Raw genomic sequence first — 18,444 nt, 5'->3', positions numbered from 1 at the left:
TTAGTCACAAAACATGCCTAATGTCGCAAGCTAGAAGGCCAATTAAGTGATGAATAATTATCAGCTTGATTGTTTTCTGAGTAAAACGACGTGCAAATACAATGTAACTATGTCAGCGTAATACTATCGACTAATGAGTTTACCCGACTTCTATGGTCATATGGTGCACTTTTTCTATTGGCAAAGAGCCCATATGAGGAAGTAATACTCAAACGGAATGGTCTATTGATGGGGAACCGCAATAGACGGTCTTTTTATTAACCATCAGGAAACAGTCATGCAGATTGGAATACCGAGAGAAAGTATCGAAGGTGAGACTCGAGTCGCGGCGACTCCAGCAACCGTGATACAGCTTAAAAAGCTCGGCTTTAGTGTGGCAATTGAAGCACAAGCAGGTGTGAAATCTAGCTTCGATAATGCAGCATTTGAAGCAGCAGGGGCAGATATTGTTGACAGCGTGTATCAAGCTGACTTTATTTTTAAAGTAAATGCACCGTCCGATGATGAAATCGCACAAATGAAGCCAGGCACAACCCTGGTCAGTTTTATTTGGCCAGCACAAAACCCTGAACTCGTTGAAAAACTATCAACTAACAATATTACTGTGATGGCCATGGACATGGTGCCGCGTATTTCACGCGCCCAATCACTCGATGCACTGTCATCTATGGCAAACATTGGTGGTTATCGCGCGGTCATTGAAGCCGCACATGAATTTGGTCGTTTCTTTACCGGGCAAATAACCGCAGCAGGCAAAGTACCACCAGCCAAAGTACTGATTATTGGTGCTGGTGTAGCAGGGCTTGCCGCTATTGGTACTGCAGGCTCTCTAGGAGCCATAGTCCGCGCATTTGACACCCGTCTTGAAGTGGCAGAGCAAATTGAGTCAATGGGCGGTAGCTTCTTAAAGCTTGAGTTTGAAAATAAAGAAGGTGGCTCATCTGACGGCTATGCTAAAACCATGTCAGAAGAATTTATTGCGGCTGAAATGGCGCTATTTGCCGAGCAAGCCAAAGAAGTCGACATCATCATCACCACCGCATTAATTCCAGGACGCCCTGCGCCAAAACTGATCACCAAAGACATGGTAGATACCATGAAACCGGGCTCAGTGATTGTCGATTTAGCCGCCGCTACAGGCGGCAACTGTGAATACACAGTAAAGGGTGAGCGTTTTATTACCGACAACGGCGTTAAGGTATTAGGTTATACCGACTTACCGGGTCGTTTACCGGCGCAATCGTCACAACTTTATGGCACTAACTTAGTCAACTTGATGAAGTTAATGTGTAAAGAAAAAGACGGTAATGCCGTGCTCGATTTTGATGATGTTGTTATGCGCAATATGACCGTCACTCGTGGCGGCGAAATCACCTTCCCACCACCGGCAATCTCAGTATCTGCTGCGCCACAGAAACCGGCGGCCAGCACTGAACCCAAAGCGGCCAAAGTTGAAAAGGCACCTTCAAAACTTAAGTATATTTTAGGTGCTTTAGGTATTGCCGGCTTTGCCGCCGTCGCCTCGGTTGCACCGGCTGAGTTTCTGTCGCACTTCACCGTCTTTATCCTAGCCTGTGTGGTGGGTTATTACGTGGTGTGGAATGTGTCGCACTCGTTGCATACGCCGTTAATGTCGGTCACTAATGCGATTTCAGGCATTATTGTGGTTGGTGCATTATTGCAAATAGGTCAAGGTTCAGCATTAGTCACTGCGCTTGCATTTTTCGCGGTGCTTATCGCCAGTATCAACATCTTTGGCGGGTTTACCGTCACTCAGCGCATGCTGAAGATGTTCCGTAAAGATTAAGGGGTAATATCGTGGCTCAAGGACTGGTTACAGCATCTTATATCATTGCTGCCGTGTTTTTTATTCTCAGCTTAGCTGGGTTATCAAAACAAGAAACGGCTAAAAATGGTAATTTATTTGGCATTATCGGGATGGCGATTGCACTCATTGCCACCATCCTCAATCCTGCTACAAACGGCGTAGAATGGATTATTCTCGCCATGGTTATCGGTGGATCAATTGGTATTCGCTTAGCATTGAAAGTCGAAATGACGGAAATGCCTGAGCTGGTAGCTATTTTGCACAGCTTTGTGGGTTTAGCTGCAGTATTAGTGGGCTTTAATAGCTTTATTGATATTCAACCACACCAAGTGTCTGAATTTGTCGTGGTAATGGGGCAAGACCTCAACACCACGCTAGAAACGGCAAAAGCGGCCTTTGCAGAAGCAAGTAAAGCCCAACAAACTGAACACTTGACTGGTGCAATGCTTAACATTCATTTAGTCGAAGTGTTTTTAGGCGTCTTTATTGGTGCTGTCACTTTTACGGGTTCGATTGTGGCATTTGCTAAGCTACGTGGATTGGTTTCATCGAAAGCACTTATGCTACCGCATCGCCATAAATTAAACTTATTGGCCGTTGTGGCCTCGTTTATATTAATGCTGATGTTCGTACAAGCCGGCGGAGCAGTGACACCACTGATCCTGATGACCTTAATTGCATTAGCATTTGGCTGGCATTTAGTGGCATCGATTGGTGGTGCCGATATGCCAGTGGTCGTGTCCATGCTGAACTCATATTCAGGCTGGGCAGCGGCAGCGGCAGGTTTCATGTTATCTAATGACTTACTGATTGTCGTTGGTGCGCTTGTGGGCTCGTCGGGTGCGATCCTGTCTTACATTATGTGTAAAGCAATGAACCGCTCGTTTATTTCTGTTATTGCCGGTGGTTTTGGCAATGATAGTGTGGCGGCCAGTGGCGATGACACCGTCGGTGAATACCGTGAAACAACGGCTGAAGACGTAGCTGACATGCTAAAAGCATCAGACTCCGTTGTCATCACCCCAGGTTATGGCATGGCGGTAGCGCAAGCTCAATATCCTGTCGCTGAAATAACCAAAAAGCTGCGGGCTCTGGGTATAAAAGTCCGCTTTGGTATTCACCCTGTTGCGGGGCGTTTACCTGGCCACATGAACGTACTATTAGCAGAAGCTAAAGTACCTTACGATATCGTGCTCGAAATGGACGAAATCAACGAAGACTTTAGCAATACTGATACTGTGCTCGTCATTGGTGCTAACGATACGGTTAACCCTGCAGCAATGGAAGATCCAAGCAGCCCTATCGCGGGCATGCCAGTGTTAGAAGTATGGAAAGCTCAAAATGTGATTGGCTTTAAACGTTCAATGAACACAGGTTATGCCGGTGTACAAAATCCATTGTTCTTTAAAGACAATACTCAAATGCTGTTTGGCGATGCCAAGGACAGTGTAGAAGCCATCCTTAAAGCCTTATAAATCGACTTTATGGCGTTCGAAATACCAGCAGATAATGCTGGTATTTTTTTGTTTAATAACCCGCTAAACTAGGCCTATTGGACTCTACAGGATTATCGGTTGTCAATGACACAGCAGGACATCATTTCTCAATTGCAGTTTGAGCTGAAGCAACACCAGCAGCGCTTAAAGCAACTAGAGTATGAAAACAGTCGGCTTACCCTATTAAATAAACGGGTAAACGAGCAGCTTGATGCTGCACTTGATGGCACTGGCCTATGCTTGTGGGAGCAACATATTCCCACAGGCAATTTGACTATCTTTAATCAACAGTGGGGCCACCTGCTTGGTTTTACCCGCGAAGAATTACCCGCCCATATCAACAGCTGGAAAAACAATCTTCACCCTGAAGACAAAGACTGGGTTATACAAGCCTTTGAAAGCCATGTAGCGGGTCAAGCTGAAATCTATCAAGCCGTACACCGCATGGTGCACAAAGATGGCAGTGTTGCATGGGTGTCAGACCGTGGCCGCATTATTGAATATGATATTAATGGTGAACCGCTTCGAATTATGGGCACTCATATTGATGTCACCCAAGAGAAGCGTTACGAACAAGACTTAGCTAGACTGGCTCTTCGCGATCCGCTCACCAATTTACTCAATCGAAATGCACTCATTGATGCATTTGAACAGGAAAAAAACACCCATAGTACACATCATGGTGCCCTGTATTTTATCGATCTTGACGGCTTTAAGATTATTAATGATCACTTAGGACATCGATATGGCGATACGCTATTAATCCATATTGCTAATGATATTTGCCAAGTATGCGATCAACTCCTTAGCGCGGCAGACACCACACACAATCATCAAGCTCCCCGTCATCACGTGGCACGTTTTGGTGGCGATGAATTTGTTATTTTAGCCTATTATAGTAACGTGGAACGATTAACTGTATTGGCCAGAACCCTGCTATCACACTATCAAGAGCCTATCGATTTAGAGGGTGAAACCATTAAAGTAGGACTCAGCATTGGGATCAGCTTGTTTGATGAGTTAGATGAGTTTACTAATGTTTGCGAACAAGCCGATAAAGCCATGTACAGTATTAAAAAACACGGTAAACATAACTTCTTATTTTGGTAATAAGATTGAAATGCCTAAAACGATCCCCCAAGCCATACCTAAAATAATCCTTAAAATAACACTCAGACTCTACCAAGGTCTTGTAACAAAAAGGGGCTATTGGCAGGAAGATGAGCGAAATAATGAACCCTATTGTGTATAACGATTTACCGATCAGGTTAGGTTTGCGTCCGTGAGGGTGAGGTTAATGACACTAAAAACCTGCTGTGAATATCAATAAAAATACAATTTATATCACTTTAAATTCATTTTCAGGATATGCTGCCACTAAATTAAACAGTCCTTCATAACAAAACCTCAATTAAATGGACCGAGTAATCTCGATATACCCTTGTAATACAGAGAGTATGTTCGACCTATGTGGCCTGTGGTGACACCGGCGACAGACAATCAGTACCCTAAAGACACCTTGTATTTATCTTCAGCATTTGCTGTTTATCGTTATCAGGTGGGTTTATTTCGCGTTATACCGTAAACTCTCGCTCATTAATGGATTTTATTACTAACCTTGTCTCGCATAAGCCTAAATTGTTATTGACCATGATTAACAACAATGCCTTGTGATACAACTTACTACTGACCAATAAGAATTATTTTTTATGTTTTTATCACCTTATTTTACCAAGCTAGATCAAAGTGTGTTTATTTCGGCTCAACAGGCTAGTGATTTTGCTAAAAAAGTCGCCGAAGACTTCAACCCCATTCATGATGTAGGAGCTAAACGCTTCTGTGTTCCTGGCGATTTATTGTTTGCTCTAGTGTTGACCGAATACGGTTTAAGCCAAAATATGCAGTTTAAGTTTGCTGGTATGGTCGGTGATCGCGTGGAGTTAAACGTGGATAAAAACGTGGCCGATAAATTCAGCCTTTGCGACACCAAAGGCAAAGAATATCTGCATATTGAACGACAGGGTGACGAGTGCCAATGTGATGTGCAAACGGCGGCATTCATTAAAAGCTATGTCGCTTTTTCAGGATTGAATTTTATTCACGTACTTGTGCCTATGATGAAGCAATACAAGATGATGATTAATCCTGATCGTCCATTAGTGATTTATGAAAGCATGTCATTTCATTTGGACCATTTTGATTTCAGCACCATCAGTTTACACCTTATTAAACAAGACTTAGCTATTGATGGTAAGCGTGGTGATGTCACCCTCACCTTTGAACTTCAAAGCCAAGGCAAAGTGATAGGTAGCGGAGTCAAAACATTAGTATTAAGCGGTTTGCGCGAATTTGATGAAGAAAAAGCGCAGCAAATGTGCGACCGATACGAAAGCAGAAAGCGGGCGTAACCATGCATTGTGGGCGATTTTTTGTCGCTCACGAAATATCATTCCGTAACGATATCAGCTCGATCCAGCATGTTGAATGCTCAAATACCGACACGGAATGGTATCTTCGATATCCTATTGATCATAATGCCAATTTGAACACCGATTTGTGACTAACAGGGTAACACTTAACGGATACGTACGATTTAGTGCGTTACTTGCTCTTGGTGTAGTTGCCCATCTTGCAATAGTACCAATGCACTATTGCCGATAAGTTGTTCAACACATTGGCATCCAACCTCAGCAAAATGGCTAACAGCAGCCTCTCTGACGATATCAAGCGACTTGAAGGTTTTCATGTTTTCGTCAGTACTGGCACATAAACAGAAAAACAGTTGTAATACTGCTTTACGTTCAGGGTGGCGCATCACCTCGCGCCATGATTGCTCTAATGCTGTTATCGAAGTAAAGTCTAATCCTTCAATAAAAAACGCCCCAATACGTTGATCTAAACGCACTAGAAATTCTGTTTTTCGCGGAAAGTGATGACTGATCCCCGTGCGGCTAACACCAGTGGCTGCAGATAATGTTGTGTACGACATCGCCTCAAAACCAATTGTGAGGATTTGTTTGAAGGCTTCATCTAAAATTTGGTTAACGGTTAACTCAGTTTCAACTCTAGAACGCTTGGCCATAAACTTGATCTCTCTAATTATTTTGATGCAAGAGCTTACCAGACCGAACTAGAAAATTCTGCTGTGATTTAGCAAAATGGCAACATATTTAACCGTACAATGTACAGATCTACAGGATAAAACAGAATATTATCGCGATAACGATTTATTTACCCCTTTAAAATCAAAGGTAATAACAGAACACGGCTAAATGACCTTCATACGGTAAAAACAATCGCGAATAAAAGTTTATCGCTTATTTTATTGTTGAAAATTGCTTTTTCAGCCACTGCTGCGTTTCTGCCTTGCCCATCAACTGTTCTAAGGTCGGCGACAACACTTCAATTAACTTAGGTTGACGCCAAAACATGTACTCAGGCAAAGACTGAACTGCACCAAAAGTACGCTGGACTAAGCTAGAAAACTCTCCCATGTCACGCGTCGACCACGTCGGCATTAATGGATAAACCGCGGTTAAAAAATCCTCATACCGAGTAAAATGCTGTAATTGTTGGGCATCATAATGACTGAGTACAACCTGTAACTGGGGAGAACTCCAATGGGACAAATTACCACTGTCGTTAATGAGCGCTAGATTACGCCGATGGAACTGTTGCCACGCCAGATCGAGCTGGTGATAATGTTGCGCAATACGCCATAATAAATACAAATCGGCTAGCCATTCATGCTGATATTTAGTCAAAGAGGAAGGTAAAATGCTGTCTTGCAGTGCAATGTTATATAAATGGCCTATCTCGTGCCACAAGGTTAACTGTGTTTGTTCGGCTAACGGCAACTGATAAGTTGTTAACCCAATCGCGCCACTCTGTTCTGTCACCTCTTTAGCGGGATTAATAATAATCACCCCTGCAATGATGTCATCTTTAGCGACCAGCACCATGGCACTTTTACGCCCAATTGCACGGCGAATATTAGCAACAGAAAAAGCCGCTTGATGTTGTAATGAGGTAGGCAGTAACGCAACACATCGCACCAGAGTAGACACTGGGCACACCAGTGCTTGTTTAGTTGCAATAGGGGTGTAATAAGCGTGGCGAATATCATCATTCGCCACATTATCTTCAACAATAGCCTGAGTCGCTATGACCGGAACGATGGCCACTGATTGACTCATAAACGGGTTGGCATTGACAAGCTGACTTGCTAATAACGCTGCGCAAGCGAGGCTATAGCTTAATAACGTCAGTAATGATCGCTGCCAGTATCTAAGCATCGATTATTTTTGTGACATAATATTTTGAATAATGGCCGTGGTTGACACACCATCTTCAAATCCAAGCACTTCGACCTTACCGCCCGCGGCTATCACTTCAGCACCACCGGCAATATCTTCCACCTTATAATCACCACCTTTAACTAAAGAATCGGGTAATAAGCGCGTAATAATCCGTTGCGGCGTGTCTTCAGAGAATGGAACCACCCAATCAACCGCTGCTAGGCCCGCTAACACCGCCATACGACGATCAACCGTGTTGACTGGACGTCCAGGGCCTTTTAACCGTGTAACCGAGTCATCATCATTCACAGCAACAATGAGGCGATGACCTAACGCTTTGGCTTGCTGTAAATAACTCACATGACCCGCGTGTAGAATATCAAAACAACCATTGGTCATCACAATACGTTCACCGCGTAAACGTGCCTGATCCATCGCATAAGCTAATTGATCTTCTGTCATCACCCCAAAGCCAGACTCGCCATGGTTAAGGGCTAATGCCTGAATTAATTCGATGCGGCTGACCGTCGAGGTACCGAGTTTACCCACAACCACGCCTGCTGCGGTATTGGCAATCGCACAAGCTTGCGCTAACGTCGCGCCCGCAGCAATGGATGTCGCTAAGGCTGAGATCACGGTATCACCGGCACCCGTTACATCGTGAACTTCACGGGCAACCGTTGGAATGTGCAGTTCAGGTTGATCTTGCGATACTAAGGTCATGCCTTTTTCTGAACGAGTCACTAAAATGGCATCAAAATCATGCAATTTAATCAGTTTTAGGGCTTTTTCGATTAAATCATTTTCGCTGGTCACCGTACCGACAACCGCCTCAAACTCACTCATATTTGGCGTAATTAATGACGCACCATGATAACGGGCAAAATCATGCCCCTTAGGATCAACTAATACTTTTACCCCTTTGGCTCGCGCTTTAGCAATAAAATCCTTAGGTTCATCAATGGCGCCTTTGGCATAATCTGACAATACCAATACATCAACATTGTCTAAAATGGCTTCGCTTTGAGCGAATAACGCTTGGCTAGTGGCTTTATCAAACGGTTCTTCAAAATCTAAGCGGATCAATTGCTGATTGCGCGACAAAACGCGTAATTTAGTAATCGTTGGCTTGTCGGCGACCGTTAACCACTGTGGCTCAACGCCAAACACTTTCACCCCTTGGGTTAATGCTTGCGCGGTTTCATCTTGACCTACAATACCCGCTAGGTGGACATGCCCACCTAATGTAGCAATGTTTAATGCCACGTTGGCGGCACCGCCGGGTCTATCTTCGATTTGATTAATTTTAACAACAGGTACCGGGGCTTCGGGTGAAATGCGTCCCGTAGGGCCTACCCAATAGCGATCTAACATCACATCGCCAATCACTAAAACGCGCGCATTTTCAAAAGCGGGGAGAGAAACCTTCATGGTGTATTCGCTGTCTTGTAAAATTTAACCATGATTGTACCTAATTTTCAGCAAAATATGAGGTAGAATAACAAATAATTTTTATGAACTAGACGAGTTATCTGTGGTCGAGAAAGCCGAATTTTCTTCTGATTTATATCATCCTAAACATTGGCTAATGTGGTTTGGCGTCGGGTTAATGCGCTTGACCTTGTTATTACCCTTACCGTGGCAAATGAATATTGGCAGTGCACTTGGCCGATTAGTGATGAAAATAGCCAGTGGTCGAACCCATACCGCAAGGCGTAACATCGATTTATGCTTTCCAGATATGAGTGATACAGACAAACAACAACTGCTTAAGCGGACCTTTGAAGAAACCGGCAAAGCCTTATTTGATACCATTAACGCCTGGTGGTGGTCAAACGATCGCGTCCAGCAACACATGACGATTAAAGGCACTGAACATGTTAGTCAAAGCTTGGACAGTGGCAAAGGGGTGATTTTATTTGCGGTGCATTGCCTACCACTTGAAATGGGCGCGCGTATATTTGGTCAATTTGCCCCTGGTATTGGGGTATATCGTCCACACAACAATCCGGTAATGGAATACTTACAAGTAAAAGGTCGCTTACGCTCAAATAAAGGCTTAGTGCCTAAGCGTGACGTGCGCCAAATGATCCGCAGTTTACGCAGCCCTGACGTGATTTGGTACACAGCGGACCAAGACTTTGGCCGCTCAAGCGCGGTGTTTATTCCTTTCTTTGGGGTACCGGATGCAGCCACCATTACCGGTGCAACCTCTCTGGCGAGATTAGGCAAAGCCAATGTTGTGCCTTTTTTTGTTGAACGTAATGCTGATGATAACGGCTATACCCTCGAGATCATGGCGCCTTTAGATAACTTTCCCGGCGACAATGAAACTGATGACGCCATCCGAGGCAACCAGATAATTGAACAACTGATTAGCCGCAACAAACCACAATATATGTGGCTGCATCGTCGCTTTAAAACGCGTCCCACCGAAGATACACCCTCGTTATATGACTGAAGTTAGTTAATCGAGCGGCCGTATTGGTCATAAAAGCGTCTTTAGACGCTTTTTTATTGGCTCATCATTTACCACTCGTTTGATTTGTTACACCTAATACCATGCCAATTTATCAATGTGGTGACACGATTATCGATGTTGATTTGAAAAGCCACACCGCAAAGCGCAAAAACATTGCCACTACCAACGCAGTTTTGATGGCGTTTATTGAGAACATAATGATCCGAGCAGTATGGGGGGAACTTAGCATGAAGAGGCATATTGACACCCAAACCTTCACCGCACTAGCCCGGCAGGAATCGTCATTATATAAAATCACACATTTCACTGAGCGACTTCTTTTCCAGTGCATGTTGTGGGATGGTCGCATCATCTGCAGGATACCCAGCAATAATAAGCATATAGGGGCGTTCATTATCATTGTCGCGCCCACACACTTTACTTAAAAAGCTCATCGGTTTTGGGGTGTGCGTTAAAGTACCAAGGCCTGCGTGATGCAATGCTTGGATTAAAAATCCCGTCGCAATCCCCACTGATTCATGGACATAATAATTACTCTTTTGTTCACCCGCCGCTTCGGTGCGTTTTTTACTGAACACAGCAATTAGCCAAGGCGCATGTTCTAAATACGGTTTATCGGCGTTAGTCCCTAAAGGTTTCAATGCCGCTAACCATTCCTCGCCGGCACGACCGGCATAAAACGCTTGCTCTAATGCCTCAGCTTGTTGACGAATTTGCGCTTTTATTTGCGGACTGTTAATTGCCACAAAATGCCACGGCTGATGGTTGGCCCCATTAGGTGCCGTGCCCGCCGCTAAAATGCACTGTTCAATAATGGCTTGCGGGACTGCACGGTCAGAAAACGCCCTAATAGAATGACGCCGTTTAACCTGCTGGTAATTATCTTGTGCCCGTTTGAGCATTTCATCGGGTGAATATTCAATAAAATCGGTCAGAGGTAAATGCGTTTGGGTCATAATGCATCCTAATGATTACGCTTACTTGTTACTGTTATGTTGAGCTTACACTCATGTTTGTTGCGATAACGCTAGTTTTTTGGAATAACACTAATATTTCTGCAAAAACACTAATATTTCTGCAAAAATACTACGCTAACAAACAGGATAATAATGACTATTAAAATATTCTTATTGAAACCGTTGGAGCGACAGATTAGAGTCTATGCGAGTCAGTTTAGCTTTCTAAAGGATCATATGATTGCAGTAATAATAGGTGCGACGGGGTTAGTGGGTAATACCTTACTGGCTCGCATCATTGAAAGTGAACAGTATAGTAAAGTATTGGTCATTGGCCGTTCGGAACCTAATTTAGTCGAACATCAATTTGGCGCCGAAAAAGTACAGTTTATTGACAGCCAGCTTGACGAACTTCATGAACTTACATTGGCAGACAAAGTGGATCATGCCTTTTGCTGTTTAGGTACCACTATCAAGCAAGCTGGTAGCGAAGAGGCCTTTATTCAGGTTGATAAATTAGCCGTACTGGCCTTTGCTAAACTGTGTCAAACCCAAGCAAATCCTTCGCTTAAATTTATGGTAGTGACCTCACTGGGTGCGGATGCTAAATCAAGCGTGTTTTATAACCGGATAAAAGGCGAGGTTGAACAAGCGCTTAAGGCGTTGTCCTTACCAGTAATGAATATTTTTCAACCCAGTTTATTATTAGGGCCTCGAGATAATAGACGTCTTCTGGAAGATATTGGCCAAACCATTTTGGGGGGATTATCGTTTTTGTTTATCGGCCCGCTGCGTCAATATCAGCCCATTGATGCACAAATGGTCGCGGAGTCGATGTACCAAGTCGCTCTGAAGCCTCAAGTCGCTCCCACCACTCAAATTATCACTAATGCCATGATGCATCGCTGTCATTATTCATAAGAGTACGCTCGACAATAATGCATGTTTGTGACAAGTTAATACCAATGTGTTGTTTAATGCTAACGACATAAAAGTATAACTGTAACGATTAAGTAAGGAGAACGAGATGAGTGATGCTAACGATTTAACCTTAAATGAAGTCTGTGAAATACTCGACAAAAGCCCTACTACAATTAAGCGTTATGCTCGCGAAAATTTACTGTTCACTGAACAACACGGTAATGTGCTTAGTTTTAATAAAGCCGAAGTGATGCGTTATTTAGCGTTTTCTGAACGTTAATCCCTCTTTACCCGTTTAACGTTCTTTGCTCAAAGTTCTTTACTAAAAGTTCTCTGCTAAAAGTTCTCTGCTAAAAAAATCCCCAAACCGTCATTGACAGTATTGGGGATTTTTTTATCGGCTTAGTGAGTACTGCACAGCAAGACGTTAGTCACCAAAGTCATCGAGTAAAATATTCTCCGACTCAACCCCTAAGCTTTCTAGCATAGCAATAACCGATGAATTCATCAGCGGCGGGCCACACATATAATACTCACAATCTTCCGGCGCTTTATGCTGTTTTAGGTAATTCTCGTACAGCACGTTATGGATAAAGCCTGTGTATCCGGTCCAATTATCTTCTGGCAATGGATCCGACAAGGCCACATTCCAAGTAAAATTGTCATTTTCAGCGGCAAGTTGATCAAAATCTTGTTGATAAAACACTTCGCGAGTTGAACGAGCCCCATACCAAAAGCTCATTTTACGCTTAGTGTTAACACTTTTTAGCTGATTAAAAATATGCGACCGCATTGGCGCCATGCCAGCACCACCACCAATAAACACCATTTCAGCATCGGTTTCTTTGACAAAAAACTCGCCAAATGGACCCGAAATAGTCACCTTATCACCGGCTTTTAAGCTAAATATATACGACGACATTTTCCCTGGTGGTAAACCGGCTTTAGGCGGGGTAGCGATACGTACATTAAGCAGTATACTGCCTTTTTCATCAGGATAATTGGCCATCGAATAAGCACGTAATACGTCTTCATCCACCGTAGAGACTAAATCAAATAAACCATACTTAACCCAGTCATCACGGTATTCGTCCGGAATATCAAAATCAGCATAACGGACTTGATGGGCAGGCGCTTCAATTTGAATGTAACCTCCAGCCTTAAATAACACGTCTTCGCCTTCGGGAATTTTTAATAACAGTTCTTTAATAAAGGTCGCTTGGTTATTATTTGAAATAACCTCACATTGCCATTTTTTAACCCCAAAAATTTCTTCATCAATCTCAAGATCCATGTCGGTTCGCACGGCGACTTGACACGCCAAACGAGAGCCGTCTTTGGCTTCTTTTTTCGAGATATGATCCAGCTCAGTCGCTAAAATATCACCGCCACCGGCTTTCACTTTTACGCGGCATTGACCACAAGTACCACCACCGCCACAGGCTGATGGAATAAATATCTGTTGCCCAGACAATGCAGCCAATAATTTATCACCCGCAGGGGTTTGCACGCTTTTACTGGCATCACCATTAATGCTAATCGTCACATCACCGGTGTTCACCAATTTTCGTTTGGCGACTAAAATCACCACCACTAGCAAACTTACCACTATGGTAAACATGCCAATACCTATTGCCATTTCCATTAAATAACCCTTTTCTTTAATGCGTTATAACGTAATGCCCGCAAATGACATAAAGCCCAGAGCCATTAAGCCGGTGGTAATAAATGTGATCCCAATGCCTTGTAATCCATCAGGAATAGCATGAAACTTCATCCGTTCACGCAATCCTGCTAATAACACGATGGCCATCGCCCAACCCACAGCAGAACCCGCAGCAAAGACCACTGACTCAGTAAAGTTATAGTCACGGTTAGCCATAAAGATAACTCCGGCAAAAATGGCGCAATTGACCGTTAATAGCGGTAAGAAGATCCCTAATGACTGATATAAGGTCGGAATATAACGGTCTAAAAACATTTCTAAAATTTGCACTAACGCGGCTATCACCCCGATAAAGGTAATCAACTGTAAATAGCTTAAATTAAGTTCAGCAAACCCCGCCCACGCTAATGCGCCTGGCGCTAAGATATTGACGTAGATAATTTGATTGAGTGGCACTGCCAGCATCATCACCACAATCACTGCGATCCCTAAGCCAAATGCAGTTGAGACCTTTTTTGATACGGCTAAAAAGGTGCACATACCTAAGAAAAATGACAGCGCCATATTGTCGATAAACGCCGCTTGGATAAATAAATTAATATAGTGTTCCATGCTGTTTCCTTATCCGCGCTTGCGCTGAATGATTTTAATGACCCAAATCATCACGCCAATGATAAAAAAGGCACTGGGTGGCAATGTGAACATCTCATTCGCCAAATACCAGCCGCCATTTTCGACAGTGGTTAAGATTGAATGACCAAACAAACTGCCACGACCCAGTAGTTCACGAATAAACGCCACGCCCATTAAAATCACCCCATAACCCAAGGCATTGCCTAAGGCATCGAACACGGCTAGGTGAGGAGGATGTTTCATCGCAAAGGCTTCGGCGCGGCCCATAATGATACAGTTAGTGATGATCAAACTCACAAACACAGATAACTGTTTCGATAGCTCATACGCCACATCTTGTAGCACCATGTCGACAATAATCACCAAGGACGCAATCACGGTCATTTGCGCAATAATGCGCACACTGTTGGGAATAAAGTGGCGAATGCTTGAAATAATCAAGTTCGAAAACACCAACACAAACGTCACCGCGAGTGTCATCACAAATGCGGTTTGCATCGAATTACTGACCGCTAAGGCCGAACACACACCTAATACCTGCATTGCCACTGGATTATTGGCAAAAATAGGAGATGTCAGGATCTCGCGAGTTGAAGTGGTATTACTCATTTACTTATCCTCTGCAGCGGCTAACGTGTGTAGATAAGTTTGGTATCCCTCTACGCCAAACCAAAACTCGACTAAACGTTGGATACCGACACCCGAACGAGTCGCGCCACTGACACCATCGATGCCGTGAATGTCACCGTCTTTTGCACCGCCCTTAATCACTTTAATGGCAATGTTACCTTTGGCATCAAATAGCGTTTTGCCTTGCCACAAGGCTAACCATTGTGGGTCAGTAATAAAGTCAGCAATACCTGGGGTTTCGCCATGCTCATAAAACACGATGTTCTCAATGGTGTTTAAGTCAGGTTTTATCGCCATGTAACCGTAAATAATCGACCACAAACCTTTGCCGTAAATAGGCATAACAATACTGGCAAGTTGACCCTTGGTGTCGTACACCTCAAAAATGCGAATATCGGTCGCCATGGTTTTAATCTTGGCGATGTCTTTTTTAGGTTTAGTAGACGTTTCAGGGTTAATGGCCGCCATGCGTTCGTCAAAATCAAGTAAGTTAGCTTTTTCAGTCACTTTACCTGTCGCCAAGTTAACCATTTTCGGTTGAACTCGCTGAGTAAACAACTCGCTAAAGTCACCTTGGCTGATGTCGATGTCAGCAGCCTTTAACACATACTGCTGCACTTCTTCACGCTTCTTGGCTAATTTGCGCTCTTTTAAAATCTCGACAGTACCCGTGATCATAAACGAACAAACTAAGCTTAAAATGATAATAAAAACCATGGTTCCAGCGACGGTATCTTTCTTAAAGGCCATGACGTTTTAGTCTCCGTTTAATATTAGCGCGAGCGACTAAGTAGTCGAATAACGGTGCCCATAAATTAGTAAACAAAATAGCCAACATAATACCCTCTGGCATTTTGGTATTGAGTAAACGAATAATAATGGTCATAAAGCCAATCATAAATCCAAAAACAAACTTGGCCTTACGGGTATAGGATGCCGTCACCGGGTCTGTGGCCATAAACATCATTCCCAATGCAAAACCACCGGTCACTAAGTGCCATGTCCACGGCATTGCCGACATGGGATTTCTGCTAGAACCAAAATAGTTGAACAACAAGACGGTAATGATCATTCCCAGCATAACGCCGGCTACCACACGCCAATCAGCTACGCGAGTTAGGAGTAAAATACCGCCACCGATAAGAATGGCTAAGGTACTGGTTTCACCCACAGCACCTGGGGTAAAGCCTAAAAAGGCATTCCACCAGCTCGGATCACTCACCACGCTAAACCAACTCACATCGACAAAGCTTAATTTTTTAGCCACGGTAAGGGTTAATGTGGTTGCACCAGAAAAGCCATCAACCGCAACAAACTGTCCTAACGCCACCACTTCGGTTGGATAAGCAAAGTAAATAAACGCATAACCCGCTAGCGCAGGATTTAAGAAGTTGTAGCCCATGCCGCCAAACAGTTCTTTTGCAACCACTACCCCAAAACTGATGCCTAAGGCCACAATCCATAATGGTGTAGAAATGGGTAAAATTAACGAGAACAATAAGGCCGTGATAAAAAAGCCTTCATGTAATTCTTGGCGACGCACTTTGGCAAACACCACTTCCCATACCAAGTTTACTATCAGCGCCGTTAAGTAAAACGGCACATAAAAACTGGCACCATAAGCGAATAAACTGATCAAGCCTGCACTTTCAGTCAGCGAGCCAAACATCGCGTTATACAAGGCTAATTGCCATACATCAGGCTGGGTTGCCCCGGCAATAATGGCCATTTGCGCCTGAAGACCAATATTGTACATACCCAATAACATGGCAGGAAATAAACACATGCCGACAATGTGCATGGTGCGCTTAACATCAATAGCATCACGAATATGCACATCACCTTTAGTGCTGCGGCCATTGGCTATCCACAAAGACCGTAGATAACTCCGCATTGAGTTACCATGGGCGTAGTAACTGTCTTGGGTGCTGGGTTTTTTCTGTTGCTGACTCATTAACCTTCCCTCTCGATAATATCTAGGCAAGCACGTAATTCTTTACCGAAGTCATATTTCCCAGGGCACACAAAAGTACATAGTGCTAAATCTTCTTCATCTAGTTCTAATGCCCCTAATAACTGTGCCTCATCGGTATCGCGTACCACTAAGTCGCGCACTAAAAGCGTGGGCAGAATATCTAATGGCATCACACGATCAAGTTGACCAAATGCCATCATGGCCCGTGGAGAACCACCAGCTTGGGTCGTAAAGTCGAACAGTTTTTTGGTGCGACTAAAGCCTGACATCATGATGCCGGTCATTGAGAATTTTCGGCTATCATGGCGAACCCAAGGTAAAATCTCTTGTTGTCCATTTTCAGTGAGCACACTAATTTGATTATGAAAGCGGCCAAGGTAATCATAAACGCCGACAGCAGTATGACCTGACAATAGTGATCCAGAAACAATACGGGAATCTTGTTGATTGATTTCATCCAGGGTCAAATCGCTTAGCTTCGCACCCAATTGAGTTTGCACTAATCGTGGCGTTAACACATTAGGGCCGGCTAATGACACGATACGATTGGTATACAGTTCGCCGGTTAAAAACAGTTTGCCAAAGGCAATCACGTCTTGATAACCCACATGCCACACTTGGCGTTCAATACTGGCAGGTAACAGGTAATGAATATGGGTGCCAACTAATCCGGCAGGGTGCACACCGTTAAAACGCTGAACATTGACTTGCGATAAGTCGTACTCAATGCTGGCATCGGCCAATAACGAAGCGCCATCGTCTTGGCATAGATACACCTGACCGCTAGTCAAAAACGTTAGGGCAAATAATCCGGCTTGAAAAGCCTGTGGTTGAGTCGCAATAATAACCCGTGGATCGGGCGCAAGAGGATTGGTGTCAATGGCGGTGACAAATATACCGGCAGGGCTTGCATCTAACTGGGGCACTCGAGAAAAAGGACGTGTGCGCAACGCGGTCCATAAGCCACTGCGGACCAAACCGTCTTTAACGGCTTGATGTGATAGCGTATTAATATCCATAGACTCAAGAATGAAACAGGGCTCTTGCTTGGCATCACAATCAATGACAACCGACTGCAGTACCCGACGCTCTCCGCGATTAATAGCGACAACAACTCCGCTTGCTGGCGCGGTAAATAACACCCCTGGCGTTTTTTTGTCTTCAAATAACACTTGGCCTTTGACGACACTATCGCCTACTTCAACCGACATTGTTGGCTTTAAGCCCACATATTCTTCACCAATTAACGCCACTTGGGTCGTTTTAGGTGCGTCATCTATTTGCTGTAGTGGTTCACCAGCAACCGGGATATCAAGTCCACGCTTAATAGTTATCACTGGATTGTTAGCACCAGCCATCACATTCACCATCTAAAAATATTCGATAGCTAATATTATATGTTTGCAACTACTAATATAACAACAAAGATCACAGTCCGAGTGAGAACTGTAATTTTTCAACATAACCGAATACCAAATGTGTGAACCAGATCAATTTATTGACCAATATGATACAATTTGTGTAATTTTAAAGTCAAAAAGGTTTTTACATTTCGACGT

General features: G+C 43.8%; 17 protein-coding genes. 7 read left to right on the top strand and 10 right to left on the bottom strand.

Features of this window, described 5'->3' with window-relative positions; genetic code table 11:
- The first annotated feature begins 277 nt into the window (after positions 1-277).
- From AAEY93_RS10085 to AAEY93_RS10070, 4 genes are all read left to right on the top strand, one after another.
- Complete coding sequence (locus AAEY93_RS10085) at positions 278-1,807, top strand: Re/Si-specific NAD(P)(+) transhydrogenase subunit alpha (protein WP_351076593.1); 1,530 nt, start codon at positions 278-280, stop codon at positions 1,805-1,807.
- Between the two features lie 11 nt (positions 1,808-1,818).
- The gene (pntB, locus tag AAEY93_RS10080; RefSeq protein WP_124013504.1) at positions 1,819-3,303 is read left to right on the top strand and encodes a Re/Si-specific NAD(P)(+) transhydrogenase subunit beta; all 1,485 of its coding nucleotides are present in this window, start codon (positions 1,819-1,821) and stop codon (positions 3,301-3,303) included.
- Positions 3,304-3,408: 105 nt separating this feature from the next.
- Positions 3,409-4,434 (top strand): diguanylate cyclase domain-containing protein, encoded by a 1,026-nt coding sequence (locus tag AAEY93_RS10075; protein ID WP_351076589.1) that lies wholly within the window; start codon positions 3,409-3,411, stop codon positions 4,432-4,434.
- A gap of 599 nt (positions 4,435-5,033) precedes the next feature.
- On the top strand, positions 5,034-5,732 hold the full coding sequence (locus tag AAEY93_RS10070; RefSeq protein ID WP_101032805.1) for a DUF3581 domain-containing protein: 699 nt from the start codon (positions 5,034-5,036) through the stop codon (positions 5,730-5,732).
- Between the two features lie 185 nt (positions 5,733-5,917).
- Here AAEY93_RS10070 and AAEY93_RS10065 read toward each other — a convergent pair whose 3' ends face one another.
- The 3 genes from AAEY93_RS10065 to hldE all read right to left on the bottom strand — a co-directional run bounded on the left by AAEY93_RS10065 (position 5,918) and on the right by hldE (position 9,053).
- Positions 5,918-6,406, bottom strand: coding sequence for a TetR/AcrR family transcriptional regulator (locus AAEY93_RS10065; RefSeq protein WP_351076586.1), 489 nt, complete (start codon positions 6,404-6,406; stop codon positions 5,918-5,920).
- A 235-nt stretch (positions 6,407-6,641) separates the two neighbouring features.
- Entirely contained in the window at positions 6,642-7,619 is a 978-nt protein-coding gene (locus AAEY93_RS10060) for a hypothetical protein (RefSeq protein WP_351076583.1), read from the bottom strand.
- Positions 7,620-7,622: 3 nt separating this feature from the next.
- Positions 7,623-9,053: a bifunctional D-glycero-beta-D-manno-heptose-7-phosphate kinase/D-glycero-beta-D-manno-heptose 1-phosphate adenylyltransferase HldE gene (hldE, locus tag AAEY93_RS10055; protein WP_124013501.1), complete on the bottom strand. Its 1,431-nt coding sequence runs from the start codon at positions 9,051-9,053 to the stop codon at positions 7,623-7,625.
- A gap of 103 nt (positions 9,054-9,156) precedes the next feature.
- On the opposite strand from hldE, the gene lpxL reads away from it, so the two are divergent.
- Entirely contained in the window at positions 9,157-10,083 is a 927-nt protein-coding gene (gene lpxL, locus AAEY93_RS10050; protein ID WP_124013500.1) for an LpxL/LpxP family Kdo(2)-lipid IV(A) lauroyl/palmitoleoyl acyltransferase, read from the top strand.
- Between the two features lie 305 nt (positions 10,084-10,388).
- Here the strand turns inward: lpxL and AAEY93_RS10045 are convergent, their stop codons facing one another.
- Complete coding sequence (locus AAEY93_RS10045) at positions 10,389-11,060, bottom strand: nitroreductase family protein (RefSeq protein WP_124013499.1); 672 nt, start codon at positions 11,058-11,060, stop codon at positions 10,389-10,391.
- 237 nt (positions 11,061-11,297) lie between these two features.
- Between AAEY93_RS10045 and AAEY93_RS10040 the strand changes: the two genes are divergently transcribed.
- Entirely contained in the window at positions 11,298-11,981 is a 684-nt protein-coding gene (locus tag AAEY93_RS10040) for a Rossmann-fold NAD(P)-binding domain-containing protein (RefSeq protein ID WP_157822212.1), read from the top strand.
- Positions 11,982-12,087: 106 nt separating this feature from the next.
- Positions 12,088-12,261: a helix-turn-helix domain-containing protein gene (locus AAEY93_RS10035; RefSeq protein ID WP_101032811.1), complete on the top strand. Its 174-nt coding sequence runs from the start codon at positions 12,088-12,090 to the stop codon at positions 12,259-12,261.
- Between the two features lie 147 nt (positions 12,262-12,408).
- On the opposite strand, the gene nqrF is transcribed toward AAEY93_RS10035, so the two are convergent.
- From nqrF to AAEY93_RS10005, 6 genes are read right to left on the bottom strand one after another with little or no spacing between them, the layout of a single operon-like run.
- Positions 12,409-13,626 carry an NADH:ubiquinone reductase (Na(+)-transporting) subunit F gene (gene nqrF / locus AAEY93_RS10030; RefSeq protein WP_124013497.1) on the bottom strand — a complete coding sequence of 406 codons (1,218 nt, stop codon included), beginning with the start codon at positions 13,624-13,626 and terminating at the stop codon, positions 12,409-12,411.
- Positions 13,627-13,650: 24 nt separating this feature from the next.
- Positions 13,651-14,259 carry an NADH:ubiquinone reductase (Na(+)-transporting) subunit E gene (gene nqrE, locus AAEY93_RS10025; protein WP_101032813.1) on the bottom strand — a complete coding sequence of 203 codons (609 nt, stop codon included), beginning with the start codon at positions 14,257-14,259 and terminating at the stop codon, positions 13,651-13,653.
- Positions 14,260-14,268: 9 nt separating this feature from the next.
- Entirely contained in the window at positions 14,269-14,889 is a 621-nt protein-coding gene (locus AAEY93_RS10020) for an NADH:ubiquinone reductase (Na(+)-transporting) subunit D (protein WP_101032814.1), read from the bottom strand.
- Positions 14,890-15,660, bottom strand: a complete 771-nt coding sequence (locus AAEY93_RS10015; RefSeq protein ID WP_101032815.1) for a Na(+)-translocating NADH-quinone reductase subunit C — start codon at positions 15,658-15,660, stop codon at positions 14,890-14,892.
- Entirely contained in the window at positions 15,650-16,864 is a 1,215-nt protein-coding gene (locus tag AAEY93_RS10010; RefSeq protein ID WP_335688346.1) for an NADH:ubiquinone reductase (Na(+)-transporting) subunit B, read from the bottom strand. The genes AAEY93_RS10015 and AAEY93_RS10010 overlap by 11 nt, the downstream gene beginning before the upstream one ends.
- Complete coding sequence (locus tag AAEY93_RS10005) at positions 16,864-18,243, bottom strand: Na(+)-translocating NADH-quinone reductase subunit A (protein WP_351076572.1); 1,380 nt, start codon at positions 18,241-18,243, stop codon at positions 16,864-16,866. The genes AAEY93_RS10010 and AAEY93_RS10005 overlap by 1 nt, the downstream gene beginning before the upstream one ends.
- Positions 18,244-18,444: the final 201 nt, after the last annotated feature.

Source organism: Shewanella sp. CAL98-MNA-CIBAN-0140 (assembly GCF_040309905.1).
Classification (GTDB): Bacteria; Pseudomonadota; Gammaproteobacteria; order Enterobacterales; family Shewanellaceae; genus Shewanella; species Shewanella psychromarinicola.
Note: the sequence above shows the minus strand (reverse complement) of the source record. Positions and strands in the feature narration are given on the sequence as shown.